This window comes from Candidatus Enterococcus ikei (genome assembly GCF_017316105.1).
GTDB lineage: Bacteria > Bacillota > Bacilli > Lactobacillales > Enterococcaceae > Enterococcus_L > Enterococcus_L ikei.
The window spans coordinates 1-18,933 of the sequence record NZ_JAFLWD010000030.1 but is presented as its reverse complement, the minus strand read 5'-3'; the positions used below and the strand labels follow the sequence as shown (position 1 = coordinate 18,933).

General features: G+C 37.4%; 16 protein-coding genes. 6 read left to right on the top strand and 10 right to left on the bottom strand.

Annotated features, from left to right (window positions below; genetic code table 11):
- Positions 1-2: 2 nt before the first annotated feature.
- The 3 genes from JZO69_RS11710 to JZO69_RS11700 all read right to left on the bottom strand — a co-directional run bounded on the left by JZO69_RS11710 (position 3) and on the right by JZO69_RS11700 (position 3,556).
- Positions 3-842: a sugar ABC transporter permease gene (locus JZO69_RS11710; protein WP_207113054.1), complete on the bottom strand. Its 840-nt coding sequence runs from the start codon at positions 840-842 to the stop codon at positions 3-5.
- An 8-nt stretch (positions 843-850) separates the two neighbouring features.
- Positions 851-2,206, bottom strand: coding sequence for a carbohydrate ABC transporter permease (locus JZO69_RS11705; protein WP_207113053.1), 1,356 nt, complete (start codon positions 2,204-2,206; stop codon positions 851-853).
- Between the two features lie 114 nt (positions 2,207-2,320).
- Positions 2,321-3,556: an extracellular solute-binding protein gene (locus tag JZO69_RS11700; RefSeq protein ID WP_207113052.1), complete on the bottom strand. Its 1,236-nt coding sequence runs from the start codon at positions 3,554-3,556 to the stop codon at positions 2,321-2,323.
- A gap of 384 nt (positions 3,557-3,940) precedes the next feature.
- Between JZO69_RS11700 and JZO69_RS11695 the strand changes: the two genes are divergently transcribed.
- The 3 genes from JZO69_RS11695 to JZO69_RS11685 are packed head-to-tail and all read left to right on the top strand — an operon-like array spanning position 3,941 to position 9,079.
- Positions 3,941-5,797, top strand: coding sequence for a glycoside hydrolase family 13 protein (locus tag JZO69_RS11695; protein ID WP_207113051.1), 1,857 nt, complete (start codon positions 3,941-3,943; stop codon positions 5,795-5,797).
- A complete protein-coding gene (locus tag JZO69_RS11690; RefSeq protein WP_207113050.1) occupies positions 5,727-7,367 on the top strand; it encodes a glycoside hydrolase family 13 protein in 1,641 nt (546 codons plus the stop codon). Before JZO69_RS11695 ends, JZO69_RS11690 begins: the two co-directional genes overlap by 71 nt.
- Positions 7,368-7,405: 38 nt before the next feature.
- Complete coding sequence (locus tag JZO69_RS11685; protein WP_207113049.1) at positions 7,406-9,079, top strand: alpha-glucosidase; 1,674 nt, start codon at positions 7,406-7,408, stop codon at positions 9,077-9,079.
- 56 nt (positions 9,080-9,135) lie between these two features.
- Here the strand turns inward: JZO69_RS11685 and JZO69_RS11680 are convergent, their stop codons facing one another.
- Positions 9,136-9,756: a GyrI-like domain-containing protein gene (locus JZO69_RS11680; protein WP_207113048.1), complete on the bottom strand. Its 621-nt coding sequence runs from the start codon at positions 9,754-9,756 to the stop codon at positions 9,136-9,138.
- A gap of 148 nt (positions 9,757-9,904) precedes the next feature.
- Between JZO69_RS11680 and JZO69_RS11675 the strand changes: the two genes are divergently transcribed.
- Together JZO69_RS11675 and JZO69_RS11670 are read left to right on the top strand one after the other, a co-directional pair.
- On the top strand, positions 9,905-10,318 hold the full coding sequence (locus JZO69_RS11675; RefSeq protein ID WP_207113047.1) for a MerR family transcriptional regulator: 414 nt from the start codon (positions 9,905-9,907) through the stop codon (positions 10,316-10,318).
- Positions 10,319-10,330: 12 nt separating this feature from the next.
- Positions 10,331-10,681, top strand: a complete 351-nt coding sequence (locus tag JZO69_RS11670) for a DUF4260 family protein (RefSeq protein WP_207113046.1) — start codon at positions 10,331-10,333, stop codon at positions 10,679-10,681.
- A gap of 63 nt (positions 10,682-10,744) precedes the next feature.
- On the opposite strand, the gene JZO69_RS11665 is transcribed toward JZO69_RS11670, so the two are convergent.
- From JZO69_RS11665 to JZO69_RS11640, 6 genes are all read right to left on the bottom strand, one after another.
- Positions 10,745-11,782 carry an ABC transporter ATP-binding protein gene (locus tag JZO69_RS11665; protein ID WP_207113068.1) on the bottom strand — a complete coding sequence of 346 codons (1,038 nt, stop codon included), beginning with the start codon at positions 11,780-11,782 and terminating at the stop codon, positions 10,745-10,747.
- A complete protein-coding gene (locus tag JZO69_RS11660) occupies positions 11,763-12,620 on the bottom strand; it encodes an ABC transporter permease subunit (RefSeq protein ID WP_207113045.1) in 858 nt (285 codons plus the stop codon). Before JZO69_RS11660 ends, JZO69_RS11665 begins: the two co-directional genes overlap by 20 nt.
- A complete protein-coding gene (locus tag JZO69_RS11655; protein WP_207113044.1) occupies positions 12,621-13,433 on the bottom strand; it encodes an ABC transporter permease in 813 nt (270 codons plus the stop codon).
- Positions 13,430-14,257 (bottom strand): alkaline phosphatase family protein, encoded by an 828-nt coding sequence (locus tag JZO69_RS11650; protein ID WP_207113043.1) that lies wholly within the window; start codon positions 14,255-14,257, stop codon positions 13,430-13,432. Before JZO69_RS11650 ends, JZO69_RS11655 begins: the two co-directional genes overlap by 4 nt.
- Positions 14,247-15,329: an ABC transporter substrate-binding protein gene (locus JZO69_RS11645; RefSeq protein WP_207113042.1), complete on the bottom strand. Its 1,083-nt coding sequence runs from the start codon at positions 15,327-15,329 to the stop codon at positions 14,247-14,249. The genes JZO69_RS11650 and JZO69_RS11645 overlap by 11 nt, the downstream gene beginning before the upstream one ends.
- Before the next feature lie 253 nt (positions 15,330-15,582).
- Entirely contained in the window at positions 15,583-17,061 is a 1,479-nt protein-coding gene (locus JZO69_RS11640) for a lytic polysaccharide monooxygenase (protein WP_207113041.1), read from the bottom strand.
- A 396-nt stretch (positions 17,062-17,457) separates the two neighbouring features.
- Here JZO69_RS11640 and JZO69_RS11635 point away from each other — a divergent pair, with 396 nt between their 5' ends.
- Positions 17,458-18,921: an AcpB/EbpR/MafR family transcriptional regulator gene (locus JZO69_RS11635; protein ID WP_207113040.1), complete on the top strand. Its 1,464-nt coding sequence runs from the start codon at positions 17,458-17,460 to the stop codon at positions 18,919-18,921.
- Positions 18,922-18,933: the final 12 nt, after the last annotated feature.

Genomic DNA, 18,933 nt, shown 5'->3' with positions numbered 1-18,933 from the left:
CTTTACCCTTTCACAGAACCACTCGTAATTCCTTCTACATAATACTTCTGCATAAAGATAAACAACAGTGTAATCGGCACAGCAATCAGCACACACCCTGCTGTAAATGCCATAAAATACTGATCGATCTTATCTTTCGTCTGCATCGTGAACAAACCGATCGCAACCGTATATTTATTGACATTATCACCTAAAATAATTTTTGCAAAAATGAAATCCATCCACGGTGCCATAAACGCCATCAAAGCTGTGTAAACAATGATCGGTTTACTTAAAGGTAAAGTAATTTTCGTGAAAATCTCGAACTTACTAGCTCCATCGATCATCGCTGATTCATCCAACGCCATTGGGATCGTATCAAAGAAGCCTTTCGCAATATAAAATCCCAAAGCCGCTCCAGATGAATAAACTAAAATCAAGGCTAACAAACTCCCCGTCAAATTCATCGCTTTTAAAATATAATAAACAGCGATCATGCTCATAAACCCAGGGAACATATTCAGTACTAAAGCCAATTTTAAAAATGGTTTTCTCGCTCTAAAGCGTAAACGACTCAATGAATACGCCATCGCAATCGTGATCAACGTCGATAAAATACAACTACAAACCGCCACAAACAACGTATTTAAAAACCACTGTACAAACGGATAGGTCGTACTAGTCAACAACATTTTATAATTATCAAAAGTAAATTGCTTCGGAATAAAGTACGTCACAAAAGCACCGCCTTCACTCCTAAAACTAGTTAAAACAATCCAGACAATCGGGAAGATCCACACGATCGACAAAATCGTCAACAACGTATAGTGAATAATTAACGTATTTCTTTTCTTCGATTTCATATTCCTTTTTACGCCCCTTCCGTTTTAAATGAACTGCTTCGTGTATAGGCAAACAGTGAAAACACTGCTGAAAGAACAAAAATAATGATCCCAATTACCGATGCAAGATTATAATCCGCCGCGTTCACTGTTAATTTATACAACCACGTTACCAAAAGATCTGTCTCACCAGCAGAATGATAATTACTATTTGCTGGTTGTCCGCCAGTTAGCAAGAAAATCACATTGAAGTTATTGATATTTCCAATAAATTGTTGGATCAAGCTCGGTGCCATAACAAACAGAATCTGAGGGAAGGTAATATTCCTAAATACTTGAAATTTATTAGCACCATCCATTTCAGCTGCCTCGATTTGATCTGTTGGTAGATTGGTAATAATCCCCGTTGCAACTAACATCGTAACTGGAATCCCAACCCACATATTCACAAAGATCACTGTGATTTTCGCCAACAAGCCATCTGTTAAAAACGGAATTGGTTGATCGATCAGTCCCCAATTTTGCAAAAGCGCATTGACTGGTCCAGATCCATTAAATAAATTCGCCATCAATAGTAAACTAACAAATTGCGGAACAGCCATCGTGATCACAAAAATCGTCCGCCAAACTTTTTTCCCTTTCACTCCTTTAGCATTGATCAACAAAGCTAATAAAATCCCAAAGAAAAACGTCGTAGCTGTCGCTAATACTGCCCAAATCAACGTCCAAGTAAGTACCGGGAAAAAGGTTCCTGCAATATCACCGGTGATCACATTACTAAAATTAGCAAAACCCACCCAATGAAATAAATTTTTAGGCGGTAAATGATTATGATCATAGCTAGTGAAAGCAATAGAAATCATGTAAAGCAACGGTAAGATCGTAAATGCCAGCACGCCTAATAACGGAATACTCATTAAAGTAATATAGAATTTTTCATTCAATAAACTATTTAAATCCTCTTTTAATTTCGGTAATGGTCGTCCTTCTTGTTTTAAAACAAAAATTTTACGCGCACTTCTTAGATTTACGATATACAGAAAAATAAAAAGCACAATAAGAATAATTGCGGCAATCCCAAATAATAATAACAACATCGAATTATCCCCAGGTTGTTGCACCTCGATCCCTAAAGACTCATCCATGATCCAACCTTGAGATTTTGTTCCCAACGTTTGCAGCATTGATAATGCATGGATCCCATTAACGACTAACCATGCCACAAATCCTATCTGTAACGCTAAAAATGCCAAACCTTTGACGATTTGTCCATTCATGATATTGGCTGATCCCATAAAGAGATAAGATAGTTTGGTAGGTGTATCACCTTTTTTAAATAGCTCTCTAAATGTAATCTGCCCATCTACTTTCGGCTTTACCTTCATAGCTTTTCACTTCCTGTTCTTCTTTGAAATCAAGAGGCCTGAGAGATACGACCAAAACTCTTTGAGTTTCAGCCCTACCACTCAGCCTCTCTTTTTTACTATCGTTCTAATCGGTTATTTGTCTGATTTACTAGTATCTTGAACTAATTTGTCCAATTTTGGTAAATATTGATCTTCAGCGATTTTTCCATTGTAGGTATCATTGATCACAGCATCTGCTGGTCCCCAGAAAGAAACCATCGCTGGAAGCTTCGGCATTACCACAGAATGATCTGCATCACTCATCGTCATTACCGCTTCTGCTACATTATCAGACTTCACTTTTTCATCAGTTTGAGCCTCTTTGTTCGCAGGAACTGTACCGTTTTTCTCAAAAACAGTCAATTGATTTTCTTTGCTTGTTAAGAAATCAGCTAAAGCCATTGCTGCAACTGGACTTTTCGTCGATGCGTTAACACCAAACAATTTCACACCTAAGAAGGCTTTTTGTTGCACTTCTCCGCTGCCTAAATCAACTGTTGGATATGGCGCAACTGCAAACTTATCACCTAACGCTTTTTCCACGTCTAGTTTAGACCAAGGACCAGATAAGAAAGCATCGATTTTACCGTTTCCTAAATTAGAAAGTGCATCAGCATTTGATTGAATAACGCCAGAGTTATCTTTTTGTGCGCGAATCCATTTCAACACTTGAACTCCTTTATCATTATTGAAATTGGTTCCTTTGATATCTTCGCCTGTTTTTCCGTATAACTCATCACCGTTTGACATAAACAATGGTGTAAAGATATAGTTTGCTCCAGCTTCACCAAAATTGGCACCTAATTTTCCTTTAGCTGTCAATGTTTCCCAACTCTTAACATCATTTTCAGCTAGTTTTTCTTTGTTGTAATACAAGATTTGTGATTCAACGCCGTATGGATATCCGTAAAGTTTGCCATCGTATGTCGCTGCTTCAACTGCACTTTCTGTGCTATTTTCTTTAACGCTATCTTCATATTTGGTATTGGCATAAATAATGCCTGCATCCACCATTTGGCCTAGTTGATCATGAGGCATCATGAACACATCCGCTGCTGCGCTAGGATCTTTTTTAATATTTTCCTGAGCTGTTGCAGATTCACTTGGCTTGATGGTGACCTTCCAATCTTTATGTTCTTTTTCAAATTCTTCTACTAATGGTTTATATGTGTCGACAAATGCTACGTCTACCCACAATTTTATAGAAGCGTTTTCATTTCCAGCAGAAGTTTTCTTTTCCGACGAGCCTCCGCCACAAGCTGCAAGTAAAAACGCTGCCGCTGTCATTGTTACCCCTAATGTCAAAAGCTTTTTCGTGTTTCTTTTCATCTTTTGTTCCTCCTAGGAATTTTTTGCTGTTCTATTCCTCTACATTGTGCAATCGTTTGCGTAATATGTCAAGTGAAATCTATAGGAATTGTAAAAATATTTTTTCGATACCGATTAAAAAGCTAGTAACAGCCGCTTTCATTAAGTATTCCCTCTTAAAAAACGCCTCGAAAATAGCTTTTCAATCAAAACAAACAGACCAAATAACTTTTTAAAGCGATTTTCCCCTTATTTATCAAGCAAACGAGCAACTAGACAAAACAAAATGCAATCGATTGCGAAAAATACATTGAAAACGTTTTTCTTATGTGTCATAATATGGGTGGTTTTTAGAATATATAACGTAAAAAGAAGACAGAATCGATTACAGGAGGAACTATTTAAATGAACACTGCAGCCATCCACCATCAACCCGAAAGCGAATTCGCTTATTTATACACAGCAGACAAGATGCATATCCGTTTACGAACCGGCAGAGGCGATATTCAACAGGCCGCACTAATCAACGGCGATCCGTACCAACTTGAACATAGCGAATGGTTCAAATCAACTATTCCAATGGAAAAATATCTATCCACAGCTACTCATGACTATTGGATAGTAGAAACAAGCGCCCCACACAGACGTTTAAGCTACGCATTTAAAATAGAGGGTATGGATGGAACAGTGCTATTTTATGGTGATCACGGTTTTTTCCCTTATCAAGAATCCACTTTAAAAGCAGCAAGTAATTATTTCAAATTACCTTATTTCCATGAAGTAGACCGTTTCAAAGCGCCGCAATGGGTGAAAGAAACAGTTTGGTATCAAATTTTCCCTGAACGCTTTGCAAATGGCGATACGACAAATGACCCTACAGGTACTCTACCTTGGGGCAGCAAAGAACATCCTGGACGAGATGACTTTTTCGGCGGTGATTTACAAGGCGTTTTAGATCACTTAGATCATCTTGTTGATTTAGGTATCAATGGTATTTATTTCTGTCCGATTTTTCAAGCTGCCAGCAATCATAAATATGACACGATCGATTATTTCGAGATTGATTCGGCTTTTGGTGATAAAAAACTCTTTAAGCAATTAGTTGACGAATGCCATAAAAGAGGTATCCGCGTGATGTTAGATGCTGTTTTCAATCATATGGGCGATTTTTCACCACAATGGCAAGATGTTATAAAAAACGGTGAAGCTTCACCCTACGCAAAATGGTTTCATATCCATAAATTCCCAGTTACTTATACAGAAACGGCGAATTTTGAATTTTCGGATGATATTACTTATGATACATTTGCCTTTACACCTCATATGCCTAAATTAAATACAGCCAATAAAGAAGTTCAGGATTATTTATTAGACATTGCTCGTTATTGGATCGATGAATTCGATATTGACGCTTGGCGTTTAGATGTAGCCAACGAAGTGGACCATCGTTTCTGGCGTAAATTCCATGATGTTTGTACAGAAGCTAAACCAGATATTTATATTCTAGGAGAGATCTGGCACTCTTCTCAACGTTGGCTGCAAGGTGATGAATTTCACGGGGTCATGAATTACGCCTTTACTGATGCGATACTTTCCTATTTTGTTTACCAAACGATCCCATTAAGCAAGATGGTCTCTGAATTAAATCATCAATTGATGCTCTACCGTGAACAAACCAATCAAATCATGTTCAATGTGCTGGATTCTCACGACACCCCGCGTTTATTGACGATCGCTAACAATAATAAAGAGTTAATGAAACAAGTCTTAGCCTTTACCTACTTACAAAAAGGGGTTCCTTGCCTTTATTACGGAGATGAATACGCCATGGATGGCGAAGGTGATCCAGATTGCCGCAAGTGCATGGTTTGGGAAACAGAAAAACAAGATCAAGAGATGTACGAGTTTGTCAAAGCTTTGATCGCCTTTAGAAAAAAACACCAAACACTATTATCAGAAGGAAAATTACGCTGGCACGAAGTAGACGACCAAACTGGTTTGATTGATTTCGCCTATGAATACGAAGGTCAAATGATCCGCAGCATTTTCAACACAGGACAATTCCCAGTATATATCGAAAAAGATCATGTTTTATTTTCCACTCGAGCACAAACATTAGACGAAAAAGCAATTGAACTTGCGCCTTATGGTTTTGCTGTATCGATAGACACGCTAGAAAGGATTGAAAAGAATGACAACAAACACGCAGTGGTGGCAAGAAGCCGTCGTTTATCAAGTTTATCCACGGAGCTTTCAAGATAGTAACGGTGACGGTATTGGGGATTTAAAGGGTATCATTCAGCGATTAGACTATTTAAAAAAATTAGGAATCAGCGCCATTTGGCTCAGCCCGGTTTACCGTTCTCCAAATGATGATAATGGGTATGATATCAGCGATTACGAACAGATCATGGCAGAATTCGGTACAATGGATGATATGGATCGACTAATCCAAGAAGCCCAACAGCGAGAAATAAAAATCATTATGGATCTAGTGGTCAACCATACAAGCGATGAACATCCTTGGTTCATCGAATCACGCGCCTCTAAAGAAAACCCTTATCGTGATTTTTATGTGTGGCGTGAAGGTGCCAACGGGCAAGCGCCCAACGATTTAGAATCAACTTTTCTAGGTTCTGCTTGGCAATTAGATGAACCAACTGGCGACTATTATTTGCATTTATTCAGCCAAAAACAGCCTGATTTAAACTGGGAAAATCCTTCTGTCCGACAAGCCATCTACGATATGATGAACTTTTGGATCGATAAAGGAATCGGCGGATTCCGAATGGATGTCATTGACCTTGTTGGTAAATTACCCGACCAAAAAATTACCGGAAACGGCCCAAAACTCCATGAGTATTTACAAGAAATGAACGCTCAAACGTTTGGCGGCAAAGACTTGCTAACAGTCGGAGAAACTTGGGGCGCTACACCTGAAATTGCAAAATTATATTCTGATCCACAAAGAAATGAATTATCTATGGTATTCCAATTCGAGCATGTTGCTTTAGATGAAGAACCTGGAAAAAGCAAATGGGATCTACGTCCCTTACAAATTCCAGAGCTAAAAAACGTCTTTTCAAAATGGCAGACAGAGCTTGGCAACCAAGGCTGGAACTCACTGTTTTGGAATAATCATGATCTACCTCGCATCGTCTCACGCTGGGGAAATGATGGCAGCTACCGTGTACAAAGCGCTAAAATGCTGGCAATTTTACTTCACATGCTAAAAGGGACACCCTACATTTACCAAGGGGAAGAAATCGGCATGACTAATCGTGTGATTCAAGATATCTCTGAAGTGGAAGATATCGAAAGCAAGAATATGTATGCGGATCGGATCGAAAAAGGCTACAGCAAAGCTGACATCTTGACATCAATCAACACTAAAGGACGGGACAATGCCCGCACGCCAATGCAATGGGACAATACAACAAATGCTGGCTTTACAACGAACACACCTTGGCTCGCTGTAAACAAAAACTATCAAGAAATCAACGTTGAACAAGCACTAGCCGATTCTAATTCTATCTTTTATACGTATCAAAAACTGATTGAACTTCGCAAAAACCATCCCTTGATTATTTGGGGCAATTTCGAATTAGTAACAGATACCGCAGAAGAAGTTTTTGCTTACTATCGTCATTATCAAGGTGAAAGCTGGCTGATCGTTTGTAATTTTTCAGACCAAACACAACCATTTTCATTAAATAAAACAACAACCGAAACGATTATCGCAAATACAGAAAAAGAGTACCACCAACTTTCAGATAGAACCTTGGCGCCTTACGAAGCCTTTGTAGTCAAGCTCTCTAATATCTCAGAGTAGTTTTTTTAGAAAAAAGATAAAAATCGGAGGAAATAAACATGCCTGATTTAGCCGTTCAAACCAAACAAGTAAACAACACAGAACAAAATAGTTGGTGGAAAAATGCTGTTGGCTATCAAATCTATCCACGTAGTTTTAAAGATAGCAATCATGACGGCATCGGTGATTTAAACGGCATCCGCCAAAAACTACCTTATTTAAAAGAGTTGGGTATTGATTTTATTTGGATCAACCCGATCTACGCATCACCAAATGTCGATAACGGCTATGATATTTCTGATTACCAAGCAATTCACGAAGATTTCGGTACAATGGATGATTTTCAGGACTTGCTTAAAGAAGCCCATGAACTTGGCTTAAAAATCATTATGGACCTGGTTATCAACCATACAAGCGACCAACATCCTTGGTTTTTAGAATCAAAGAAATCTCTAGACAATCCCTATCGTGACTACTATCATTGGGTAGATGCAACAAAAGAACAACTACCAAATAACTGGCAATCCTTTTTTGGCGGCTCCACTTGGACTTACGATGAAAAAACAAAACAAGCCTACTTTCACGTTTTCGCGAAAGAACAACCAGATCTTAACTGGAAAAATCCTCATGTTCGCCATGAAATTTACCAAATGATTCGTTGGTGGTTGGATCTTGGTATTGACGGTTTTCGAATTGATGCCATCAGCCACATTCAAAAAGAACCGTGGGATTTCCAGATTACCGATAATCAATGGGCGCCATTTATGAATGTGGCTGGTACCGAATCTTATTTAAAAGAGCTAAAAGCCATTTTTAATGAGTATAATGTGATGACCGTGGGAGAAGCTAGCGGTGTGCCTCATCAAGAAGCGGGTGATTGGACAGGCGACAACGGTTATTTCAACATGATTTTTGAATTAGAACACTGCGAACGGATTGGTGAAATCGGCAAACAAAAAGGGTCCATTCCTCACTTGAAACATTCCTTGAATCAGTGGCAAACGAGTTTGTCTGATAATGGATGGAACGCGTTATATTTAGAAAACCACGATACTCCTCGCAGCGTTTCTGTATATGGAGATGATTCTCCTGAGGCGGCTAAGGCTTTAGCTACCGTCCTACTTTTGCTAAAAGGAACACCATTCATTTACCAAGGACAAGAAGTCGGGATGACCAATTATCCTTTTCGCTCAATCGATGAAATCAATGCAGCTGACACGATTCATTTTTACCAAACATTGCTAACTCAAGGAAAAATGACTGCAGAAGCTTTGGCCATTGCGGTGAACTGGTCCAGAGATCACAGCCGCACTCCATTTCAGTGGGAAGATGCTTTACATGGAGGTTTTTCAACAACTGAACCTTGGCTAAAGGTCAACGAAAACTATCGCATGATCAACGCAGCACAAAAAGATCTTGAAAGCAGCAGCATTTTCCATCACTATCAAGCCTTGATTCGTTTGAGAAAACAAAATGATGCTCTTATTAATGGCAATTTCCAGTTGCTTTTTCCAGAGCATCCAACGATTTTTAGTTACACACGTACCACCGAAACAGAAAGTTGGTTGATTTTGGTTCAACTAGATCGAGAAAAAACAACGATTTCATTCCCAGATTCTTGGGATCATTCAGACTGGGAAGAAGTTTTGACTACAGCAAGTAAAAAATCGGTAGAACAACATATGATACTTTCTGATTACGAAGCACATGTTTATCGGAAAGTAACACGTTAAACAAATAAAAAAACACGCAAGAGAAAAAATTGTCTTCTCTTGCGTGTTTTTCCATCCTATTCAACAAAATAACGCAATACGGTTTTCATTTTTTCAGGCGCTACTTTTCTAGGATCAGAAAGATAAATTTCTTTATGTGCAAATGTGGTTCGTACCAACTCATGTTCTTCACAGTATTGTTTCATCACTTCAAAGGTCTTAAACTCATCATCATAAGAACCTACATGCAGCATTTGTACACATTTTCCATCTTCAATCGTTTCGAATTTCACGTTTGGATTATGTGGATTGGGTTTTGTTTGTGCGATTTTTTCTAAATTACTTAATGCCAGCTCTTCTGTCACAAAATCAGGCTGACGAATCATGATTTTATAGACTAAATCTTCCTTGCTAAACTCCCTGCCAGCTGCTATCGCTTCATCCGACAAAGTCCAAATCCCTTCTAAAGGATATACCGTATACTCAAAATACCCTTCTGGCGTGATTCCTTTTTTAGGCATCATCCGAATTCCATAAGACATTGCATATAAAGCAGCGGTTTCTTCTCCAAACTGCGCTCTGTTAGGATCACCTGCTCCCGATATTGTATAAAACTTCTGCTTCGGCACAGTGATCTCCATCGGTTTTGCTTTTGGCAAATAAAGTTCTTTTTCTTGTTTCCGCCACTCAAATTTCATTTTTTCCTCCTCAGTCCATTAAAATCTTTGTTAATATCTTACCTTACCTACTTATCTATAGCAAAAAAAATACGCCCTTCTTATTGCTTCTCTCTTGACCTTGGATCTATATCCAATGTTACACTTGCTCTACAAGGAGGGGTATTCAATGAATATAACCGCATTCGCTCAGCAATTCAATCTGTCTACTGACGCAGTTCGCTTTTACGAAAAGTCCGGTTTACTTCGACCTAAACGACAGACAAATGGCTATCGCACCTATACAGAAACAGATCAGCAGGATTTAAAAATCATCTTAGCGTTAAAAGAATTGGATTTTTCAATCAAAGAAATCAACTATTTACTCGAATTAAAAAGACAACCGATTTCCATCCAATGCAATAACGATTCTACTGAATTTTTAACCAATAAAATCGACTATATCAAACAAAGAATTACTTTTTTTGAAACAGCCTATCATTTATTGCTTAAACTTAAGGCAACAATTGAAAATAATAACTACGCAGAAAATCAAGCTGAATTATTCGCTTTGATGGACCAGCTCTCTTACTACGGACTATAGGAGGACACATACATGAAAAACAAAACAATTTTACAACTAGAAAACGGCGCACTCTTTCTTTTAGCACTGACACTTTTTATCTATTTTGGTTTTCCAATTTTATTTTTCTTTGTCTTTCTTTTATTGCCCGACATCTCAATGATTGGTTACTTAAAAAATCCAGCTCTAGGCGCAAATATATACAACCTAGCACATAATCTAGTTTTTCCAGTCCTGTTGATTTTCACTTATCTTTTTACTCACACAGCAATTTTATTACCAATTGCCATCGTTTGGTCAGCACATATTTTTATGGATCGAACATTAGGATACGGTCTTAAATACGCCGATGAATTTAAACATACACATATCCAAAATCTTTGATTCATTCTAATTTAAATGATAAGGAAAGGTCAAGACACCAATAACGGTCATCTTGACCCCTTCTTATTTAGCCCTTAACTGAACTTCTTCTTTATAATCAGTCACAGGAACAGCTAAAATATCTTCCCTTCTTATATAAATTCCATCATGAACTATTCGTTCCACTCCATCGTTCAGACAATCAACAATTACTTCACGATTCGCATCAGTTAAAAAGATATACCGCTGAATATTACCTAAAACAACTTTTTCTTTTAAGATAGCTGGAATTTCAATACTATCTTCTCCTGGTTCTAATTGGATCAATTCCGGTCTTAAATAATAATTAAACCGATTAGCCGTTGTTGAAAAATTCCTTGTATAAACAGCTAACTCCTGCCAGTCAAATTTATTATAGTTGCCAATAAACTCAGCAACAAACGGATTTTCTGGCTGTTCATATAACAAATCAGCCGTCGAAACTTGCGCCACTTTACCACTCTCAAGCACAAAAATCCGATCACTGATTCGCATCGCCTCTTCTTGATCATGTGTTACAAAAATCATCGTCATTTTCAGTTCTTGCTGAATTTTACGAATATCTCTTTGCAATTGCTTTCTGATTCGTGCATCAAGCGCACTTAGAGGTTCATCTAACAATAAAACTTTAGGCTCCGTCACTAAAGACCTTGCTAAAGCGACTCGTTGTTTTTGTCCGCCCGATAATAATTGAACATTCTTTTCAGCATGTTCCACCATATTCACTAAATCAAGAATCTTGAAGACCCGTTGATTGATCTCCTCTTTACTTAGCTTTTGCACTTTCAAACCAAAAGCGACATTTTCAAACACTGACATGGTTGGAAATAACGCATAATTTTGAAAAACAAAGCCAATATTCCGATCTTTTGTTGGTTTATTTTGGATCTCCATGTCTTCTAGCATTATTTTTCCTGTTTTTGGCTGTTCTAACCCTGTAATACAACGCAGTAAAGTAGATTTCCCACAGCCACTCGGTCCTAATAATGTTACCAGTTCACCTTTTTTGATACTAATATCTTCAATAGCCAATATTTGATTTTCTCCAAAAAATAACGTTAAATCACGAATGCTCAAGAACATTACTGACAACAACTCCTTCACTTAAAGATAGATCATCTGCTGCTATTTTTGCCTTTAAACGAAACAATTGTTTTTTCTGTCGATTCATCACAAAGAACGTCGTTAGTGCAATAACAATCATAAAGATCAAATACAAAACCATCACAGCACTAGCCAAATGGCCATTTTCATTCATTCGTCGAAGCATATAAATTCGTAACGTTTCAAACCTTCCGCCGATCAACAGATTTGTCAGCATATATTCGCCAAACACCGAAGAAAAAACCATCAGCGATACTAATGTCGTCCCGATACGAATACTAGGAAACAGAATCTGGAATAAAACCGTCCTCATCGGCGCGCCTAATGTAGATGCGGCTTCAATCAATTCCTTCACATTGATTAAGCGCATTTGATTCGTGATGCCTAAAAAAACCAGCGGCAAAGCCATCACAAATAATGCACCTACCAAAACAATAAACATAGAAATCGGCGTTTTAGAATACGTTCGTAAAAGAGCAGTCACCAAAATAACACCTGGAATAGCATAAGGCAATAAAACTAATTTTTCCATAACACTGCTAATTTTCGGGAAGAATAAATTAACCCAAATAATCGTCGGCACCATAATAAATAGAATTGCCAATAAGACTACTGTAGCTAGCAACAACGAACGTCCTACTGCAGCAAAAAACGCTCGATCATGTAACAACTGTTGAAACCACCTTAAAGTAATCCCCTCTGGCAAAAGCGACTTTGACCACGTCGTCGAACTGGCATAAAGAATTGTCGCTAGTAAAGGTAAAATATAATAAATAGCAAAACAAGCCAAGAGTATTGGAACAATTATTTTTTTCACTTATCGCATTACCTTCCCTTTCCTTTGAATAAGCGCCATTGCTAAAACCAAAATCACACCAAACAACACCGCTAAAGCACTGCCCATATTCGGTTTAGCAAAAACATCCCCTGAAACTAAGGCTGCAATCCGAACTGTCAGCAGATTAATATTACTGCCAGTCAGCGCATAAGCTGTTTCATATGTGCCCATCCCATTAGCAAACAAGATAACAAACGTACTTGCTATCGACGGACGTAAAAACGGCAGAACAACTTTGCGCCACGCATATACACGGGAAGCACCCAAAAGTTCTACAGAATCAACCCATTCTTTTTTTACCTCCCTGATACTTGGATATAAAAACAACACACCCAACGGAATTTGAAAATAGACATAAGTAATCGTCAATCCCAACCAAGAATAAAGATTGAACTCACCTAAAATCGGCAAAATCATTTTCAAAACACCGACATTTCCCAGTAAAATAATAAAAGAAAAAGCTAACGGAATCCCCGCAAAATTCGCAGCCAAATTAGAAATAAAGGTGATCGATTCCTGCATGCGAGAAGACAAACTCGTTAGACAAAGACACAAAATCAATGTTCCAACCAATCCCAACACACTAGATGAAATAGCAATCAGCACACTATTAACAAACGCTTGGCTATAATATGCATTTTCAAAAGCCACTACATAATTAGCCATGGTCCATTGATTTCCTATATCTGACTGCAGACTACCAATGATCATAAAAAGCAACGGAACAATCAAAAACGCCATGAAAATAAAAGCCATCGGCAACAATAATAACCTTTTCTTCACCCCATTCATCCTCCTAATAAATGATCGATCTTAAGCATTTTAGGAGCTGGTTCAATTCCTAGTAAAAAACAAAACAACGGAGCCAATTCTAGCTGCTGCATTTCCTCTACTTTAACGATAGACCTTTTATCAGAAAACAAATACAACGGCACCTCTCGATGAGTAGATAAATTACCACCGTGCAAACCAAACTCATCCATTCCGTGGTCTGCGGTAACAACTATCTGATAGCCTTTTTCAAGCCACTCTGGAAGGAATTCGCCTAACAAACCATCTGCCCGATTAACCGCCCACTGATATTCATTCGAATCCGCTGTGTAGCGGTGACCTGTATCGTCAATATTCATAGAATGAACAACCACATAATCAGGTTCATATTCGTTGATCAAATAATGAGCATCCGCAAATAAATGAGAATCAGGATACGTATCTTCATTATAAAAAATACCATGTTGAATCAGTTTTTTCTCATCATTCTGAATACGGTCTACTTTACTATTATAAGGCGCTTGATTGTACAACTCACTATACCAACTATAAGCTGCAGCTCCTGTTGTTCCGCCATTTTCAGTCACTAAGTCAAACAAAGAAACCTGTTGGGAACGCTGGCAGCTATTATTAGTATAAATATGATTTTGATAGGTAGGAGTTCCCGTCATCAGCACTTCATATAACGGACGAGAATTACTAGGCATTTCCGCTCGAACTTGAATCAGACTTCCTTGATCATGTTCGATTAGATGATTTAAAAAACCTAACTGCGCAACGGCTGTATCGTACCGACAACCATCTAAAATCACCACAATCAATTTTGCTCGTTGATTATTTTGCATGAGCTAATACCTCAGATTGCCATAATTCTGGTAGTTCCACTGAGGTCTTATCCCAAGCCGTATTGTCCTTGACTGGCACAGCTGACTTATATGCTGAATCAGGCAGTAATCTTTTAGCTACGTCTTCTGGTAATTTAACGTTACGAATAGGTCTAGCATATCCTTTCGCTAAGTTGATTTGTCCTTCGTCTGATAAAATATATTCTCTAGCCAATTTTGCCGCATTAGGATGGGGCGCATTTTTATTAATGATCGTTGTATAACCACTAATAATCGAGCCATCTGTAGGTACTGAAACCTCAAAGCGCGATTTGTCGATTTGATCACGGTGATTCAACCCATTGAAATCCCATACGACTGCTACAGCAATCTCCCCTTTTTCTAAATTAGCCAAATTCGCATCAACTGTCGATAACCGTCCTGCTTCAGTAATTCTTTTGAAATAATCTAACCCAGGTTGAATATTTTTTTCATCTCCACCATTTGCCACAGCTGCTGCCAATACAGCAAACTGCGCTTGGTTTGCGGTTGTGACATCGCCAATACTCACTTTATACTTGCCTTCAGCTAACTCTTTCCAACTTTTTGGCGCTTTATCTACATTTCCTTTATCTGTAAGAAACGAAATCGTTCCTGTATAACTAAGTAGCCAATCGCCATCCTTATCCTTTGCCCAATCAGGAATGTCCGCCCAATAGCTTGTTTTGTATGGTAACGTCAGCCCTTTGCTTTTAGCAAGTGGTCCAAAGCTAATGCCGACATCACCAATATCTGCCGTTCCTTTTTTTCCTTCTGAATAAAATTTAGCCAACTCTTCTGCGCTGGACATATCTGTATCACTATGAGTAATACCATATTTTGCTTCAATATCTTTCCATGTGCCAACCCAATTGGCCCAAGTATCAGGCATACCAATACTGGCAACTTCGCCTTCTTTTTTCGCTTTTTCAGTAATCATTTCTAATGAGTCATCCACAGAAACATCCGACTTCTCGGCTTTTCCAGAAGCACACCCCGTAACAAATAGACCCAAACTTACAAAACTAACAAATCCGACAGCCATTTTTTTCATTCTTTTGATTTACACCTCTTTCATTTGATTAACTAAACCTTAACAAAAGCCTATTAAATTCCCGTCATTTTTTTGTAAAAGCCTTGTAAACCTAGTGAAGGTTTTGTATCATTTGAAAAAAAGTTGTAAATCCGCAAGTAATCCTTAAAGAACACAAAGAACAGCCCGACAAGATTATTTCATCTCGCCGGGCTATTCTTTTTGCTCTATGTCGTAGTTCTTGTTTCTTATTATGTTGTACAGGTATTAGTTATTATAAAGTTTCCCAAACTGGTGAAGTTCCTGGTTGGTTCCCTTGTGTCCACCATTTTGCTTTATAGGTTTGCCCTTGGAAAGTCACTGTGTTTCCACCGCTATATGCTTTGTTTGATTCCCAGTTAACTGATTTATTTGTAAGAAGTTTCCAAACGTCAGTTTGATCTGGACGGTCACCTCTTGTCCACCATCTCGCTTCATACTCTAAACCGTCAAAGATAACCTTATCTCCATAGTTGTAAATTTTGTCAGCATCCCATGTAGTTTGACCACTTGGTGCTTCTTTTGTTTTCACAGAAAATACCGCACTTGTATCTGATACATTTCCGCCAATGCTGATTGCTTTGACTGTGTAGTTATATGATGTATTTGCTTTTAGCCCAGTATCTTTAAAACTTGTTTTTTCTGTTGTTGCAACTTTTTTACCATCACGGTATACTTCATAGTTTTTAACACCTAAGAAGTGAGTTGATTTTGTCCACATTAAGTCTACTGTGTTTTCAGTTGTACCCATTGAGTGAACATTTGTTGGTGCTGTTGGTTTTTGGTTGTCTTCTACAGCTGATGATTGTGTTGTTGCTTTTACTTCTGCACTCTTTTCAGAGATTTTACCGTTTGTTCCAACTGCTTCTACTTGGTAAGAATATGTTGTATTTTCAGCTAAGTTAGCATCATTGAATTGTGTGCCGCCGATTGTAGCAACTTTTTTGCCATCACGATAAACATTGTATTCTTTTGCATTAGCAACTTTATCCCAAGTTAATTTAAGAGATGAAGTTGTTACTTCTGCTGTTTTTACATTTGTTGGCTTAGCTGGCGCTACCTCAACAGGAGGAGTGATTTCACCACCACCATTCACATTTACATCGATAACGTTATAAAAGGCATTTGCCGTATCTGCAACATCCCAAACAGCTAAGATTACATGGTAACCTAAACGATTTTCTGGAACAACGATTTGATGTGATTTATTGTTTGAAGCGGCTGAACCATCATGTTTTACTTCACCAAGAAAATCAAAATCGGCTCTTGCTAATGGTTTTTCAGGATTCCAACCAACTTTTGTCATGTAATAGTGCCATTTAGTTGTGCTATGAGGGGCTGTATAGTGCCATGTAAATGTATTTAACCCACTTTTGATATCTTGCTTTGTCCAGCGATTTGCGCCAGTGCTATCCATTACGAAATCAGTGATTTGTCCTTTACCACCTTGAGCAGAAGCAATACGTCCGTCTGCTGGTCCCGCTTGAGGAAAACCTTTATCAAATTCTAGAGATTGCGGATTCGTGATAACCATTCCGTATTTCTCCATTGCTGGTCCCCAACCAATTGTATTTTTATCTAATGAACCTTGATAACCACGTGCTGCTGGTTTCTCTACATATCCATGGGCATTTGCTTCATCTGCATTTAACAGACCCGTTCCCCCTAAAATAATTGTTGACATCAATGCTAATCCTAATAACTTTTTCTTCATAATCTTCCTCCATTCAATAATTCACCTTTAAGTCCCAACGGCTTGACTATAGTTTAAACGTCATGTAAGAAAAAAAAAGGTCATTTCTAGACACTTAAGGGTCATAGTTGACCCAATTCACTCCTTATAAAAAAATAGAAATAAATTCAAAACATTTTTGTATAAACATTACATATGTTATACAAAAAAATAACCATAATAGGTCATGTTTTTCTACTAAAAAGAAAATTATGACCTATATAATTCAAATTATTTTAAAAAGACATATGTTATTATCTGTTGATGTATAGACAAAACGAATCATTTCAAGTTAAAATAAGTAATAGTTTGAAATTTAGTTCATTATTATGTGAACAAATATAAAAATAACATATAAAAAAAGAAAGTGTTGATATTATGAAAGAAATCCTATCCTCTCGATCCAGACGTCAATTAGAGCTATTGGAACTTTTAGCTGATAATGATTGGGTCACCTTTGCAATTGCATCGGAAGCTCTAAATGTTCCGGTAAAAACATTAAAATCAGATATCATTGAGTTAGAAGCATTACTTGTTCCAGCAACTATCGAGACGTCAAAAAAATATGGTATTCGCTTAGCAACAAATTTCGGTTTTTGCAAAACAAGTATTTATCAAAAATTCTTAAAGAACAGTGTTGAATTTCAGCTAATCGAAAAAATATTCTTACATAACTTTTCTACAATTATTGATTTAGCTGACGATCTTTACACTAGTGTCTCAACAATCAAAAGAATCGTTTTGCGTGTGAATCAACATCTTCAAGTTGAAGGCTTCACCATTAATTTGAAGAAAATGCAGCTAGTTGGTGATCCACAAAGCATCTGTAATTTTATGCAACACTATTTTTATGAGAAGTATGGTGTAGCTGAAAGTCTTCTAACCCCAGCTCAATTAATTAGTTTAGATCAACTTGGTCTTCAAATCGTGAAGCAAGCAGAACCTAATAAAACATCTTACAACATGGATTTTTCTCTGTTGAACCGTCTGCGTTTTTACACATATACTGTCATTAATCTATTAAAACACAATAGCGAGAACCAATTGTATGACATTCCAGAAAAAGAATTTCCGATTCTTAATGATACTTATGCTTGTGATGAATTTTACTGTCAATTCCAATTACCATTATCTTCAGCTAATTTAGATGCTTTCTTCTATTTATTTTTTAGCGATCAGTATGTTGATTCAATTGACACAGTACATAAAATGATTGAAACCGACCGAAATGCTTATTTAAAATATCAAAAAATCGAAAATTTACTGCACGAAATTGAAAAAAAGATGGATTGTAAATGTAATCATTTTGATGATATTTTTATGCGCCTCTACAATTTAGATTGTCAAATCCACGGCCGGACATATATCCTTCATGATAAAAATAAGGAGTTTCTTTTAGGCGTCAAAAATCTTTATGGGCATTTCCCAATGGAATTGATTCATTCTTTACAAGCTATTTTTTATTCAAATCCTTATAAGGAATATATGATTTATGAAGCTATTTCCATTTTATTTACCCGTTGGCCAAACTTGCTTGATCGTTTAGAATATTCAACGCCAACGATGAAAGCCTGCCTTTTATTCAACTCGGGATTAGAGTATATGGATATGCTCTCTGAGCGCATCACTTATTATTTGCGTGGTCGCTTCTCTTGTACACCATTGCATGTTACTTCTTTAGAAGATCTGGAAAAAGCTGCGGCTGAATATGATTGCATTATTACCAATATTCCTGAAATTTATATCAATAATATTCCAATCATCATTATTCCGCTGATTCCTGATGTAAAAAGTTTCGATAAGTTGATGTTGGTTTATGAAGATCATTTTGGTAAAAAATAATAAAAACAAAGA

What these genes read in the sequence shown, in the direction of transcription:
- JZO69_RS11710 (WP_207113054.1), bottom strand. Translation starts at nt 842, where the DNA reads ATGAAATCGAAGAAAAGAAATACGTTAATTATTCACTATACGTTGTTG.
- JZO69_RS11705 (WP_207113053.1), bottom strand. Translation starts at nt 2,206, where the DNA reads ATGAAGGTAAAGCCGAAAGTAGATGGGCAGATTACATTTAGAGAGCTA.
- JZO69_RS11700 (WP_207113052.1), bottom strand. Translation starts at nt 3,556, where the DNA reads ATGAAAAGAAACACGAAAAAGCTTTTGACATTAGGGGTAACAATGACA.
- JZO69_RS11695 (WP_207113051.1), top strand. Translation starts at nt 3,941, where the DNA reads ATGAACACTGCAGCCATCCACCATCAACCCGAAAGCGAATTCGCTTAT.
- JZO69_RS11690 (WP_207113050.1), top strand. Translation starts at nt 5,727, where the DNA reads ATGACAACAAACACGCAGTGGTGGCAAGAAGCCGTCGTTTATCAAGTT.
- JZO69_RS11685 (WP_207113049.1), top strand. Translation starts at nt 7,406, where the DNA reads ATGCCTGATTTAGCCGTTCAAACCAAACAAGTAAACAACACAGAACAA.
- JZO69_RS11680 (WP_207113048.1), bottom strand. Translation starts at nt 9,756, where the DNA reads ATGAAATTTGAGTGGCGGAAACAAGAAAAAGAACTTTATTTGCCAAAA.
- JZO69_RS11675 (WP_207113047.1), top strand. Translation starts at nt 9,905, where the DNA reads ATGAATATAACCGCATTCGCTCAGCAATTCAATCTGTCTACTGACGCA.
- JZO69_RS11670 (WP_207113046.1), top strand. Translation starts at nt 10,331, where the DNA reads ATGAAAAACAAAACAATTTTACAACTAGAAAACGGCGCACTCTTTCTT.
- JZO69_RS11665 (WP_207113068.1), bottom strand. Translation starts at nt 11,782, where the DNA reads ATGTTCTTGAGCATTCGTGATTTAACGTTATTTTTTGGAGAAAATCAA.
- JZO69_RS11655 (WP_207113044.1), bottom strand. Translation starts at nt 13,433, where the DNA reads ATGAATGGGGTGAAGAAAAGGTTATTATTGTTGCCGATGGCTTTTATT.
- JZO69_RS11650 (WP_207113043.1), bottom strand. Translation starts at nt 14,257, where the DNA reads ATGCAAAATAATCAACGAGCAAAATTGATTGTGGTGATTTTAGATGGT.
- JZO69_RS11645 (WP_207113042.1), bottom strand. Translation starts at nt 15,329, where the DNA reads ATGAAAAAAATGGCTGTCGGATTTGTTAGTTTTGTAAGTTTGGGTCTA.
- JZO69_RS11640 (WP_207113041.1), bottom strand. Translation starts at nt 17,061, where the DNA reads ATGAAGAAAAAGTTATTAGGATTAGCATTGATGTCAACAATTATTTTA.
- JZO69_RS11635 (WP_207113040.1), top strand. Translation starts at nt 17,458, where the DNA reads ATGAAAGAAATCCTATCCTCTCGATCCAGACGTCAATTAGAGCTATTG.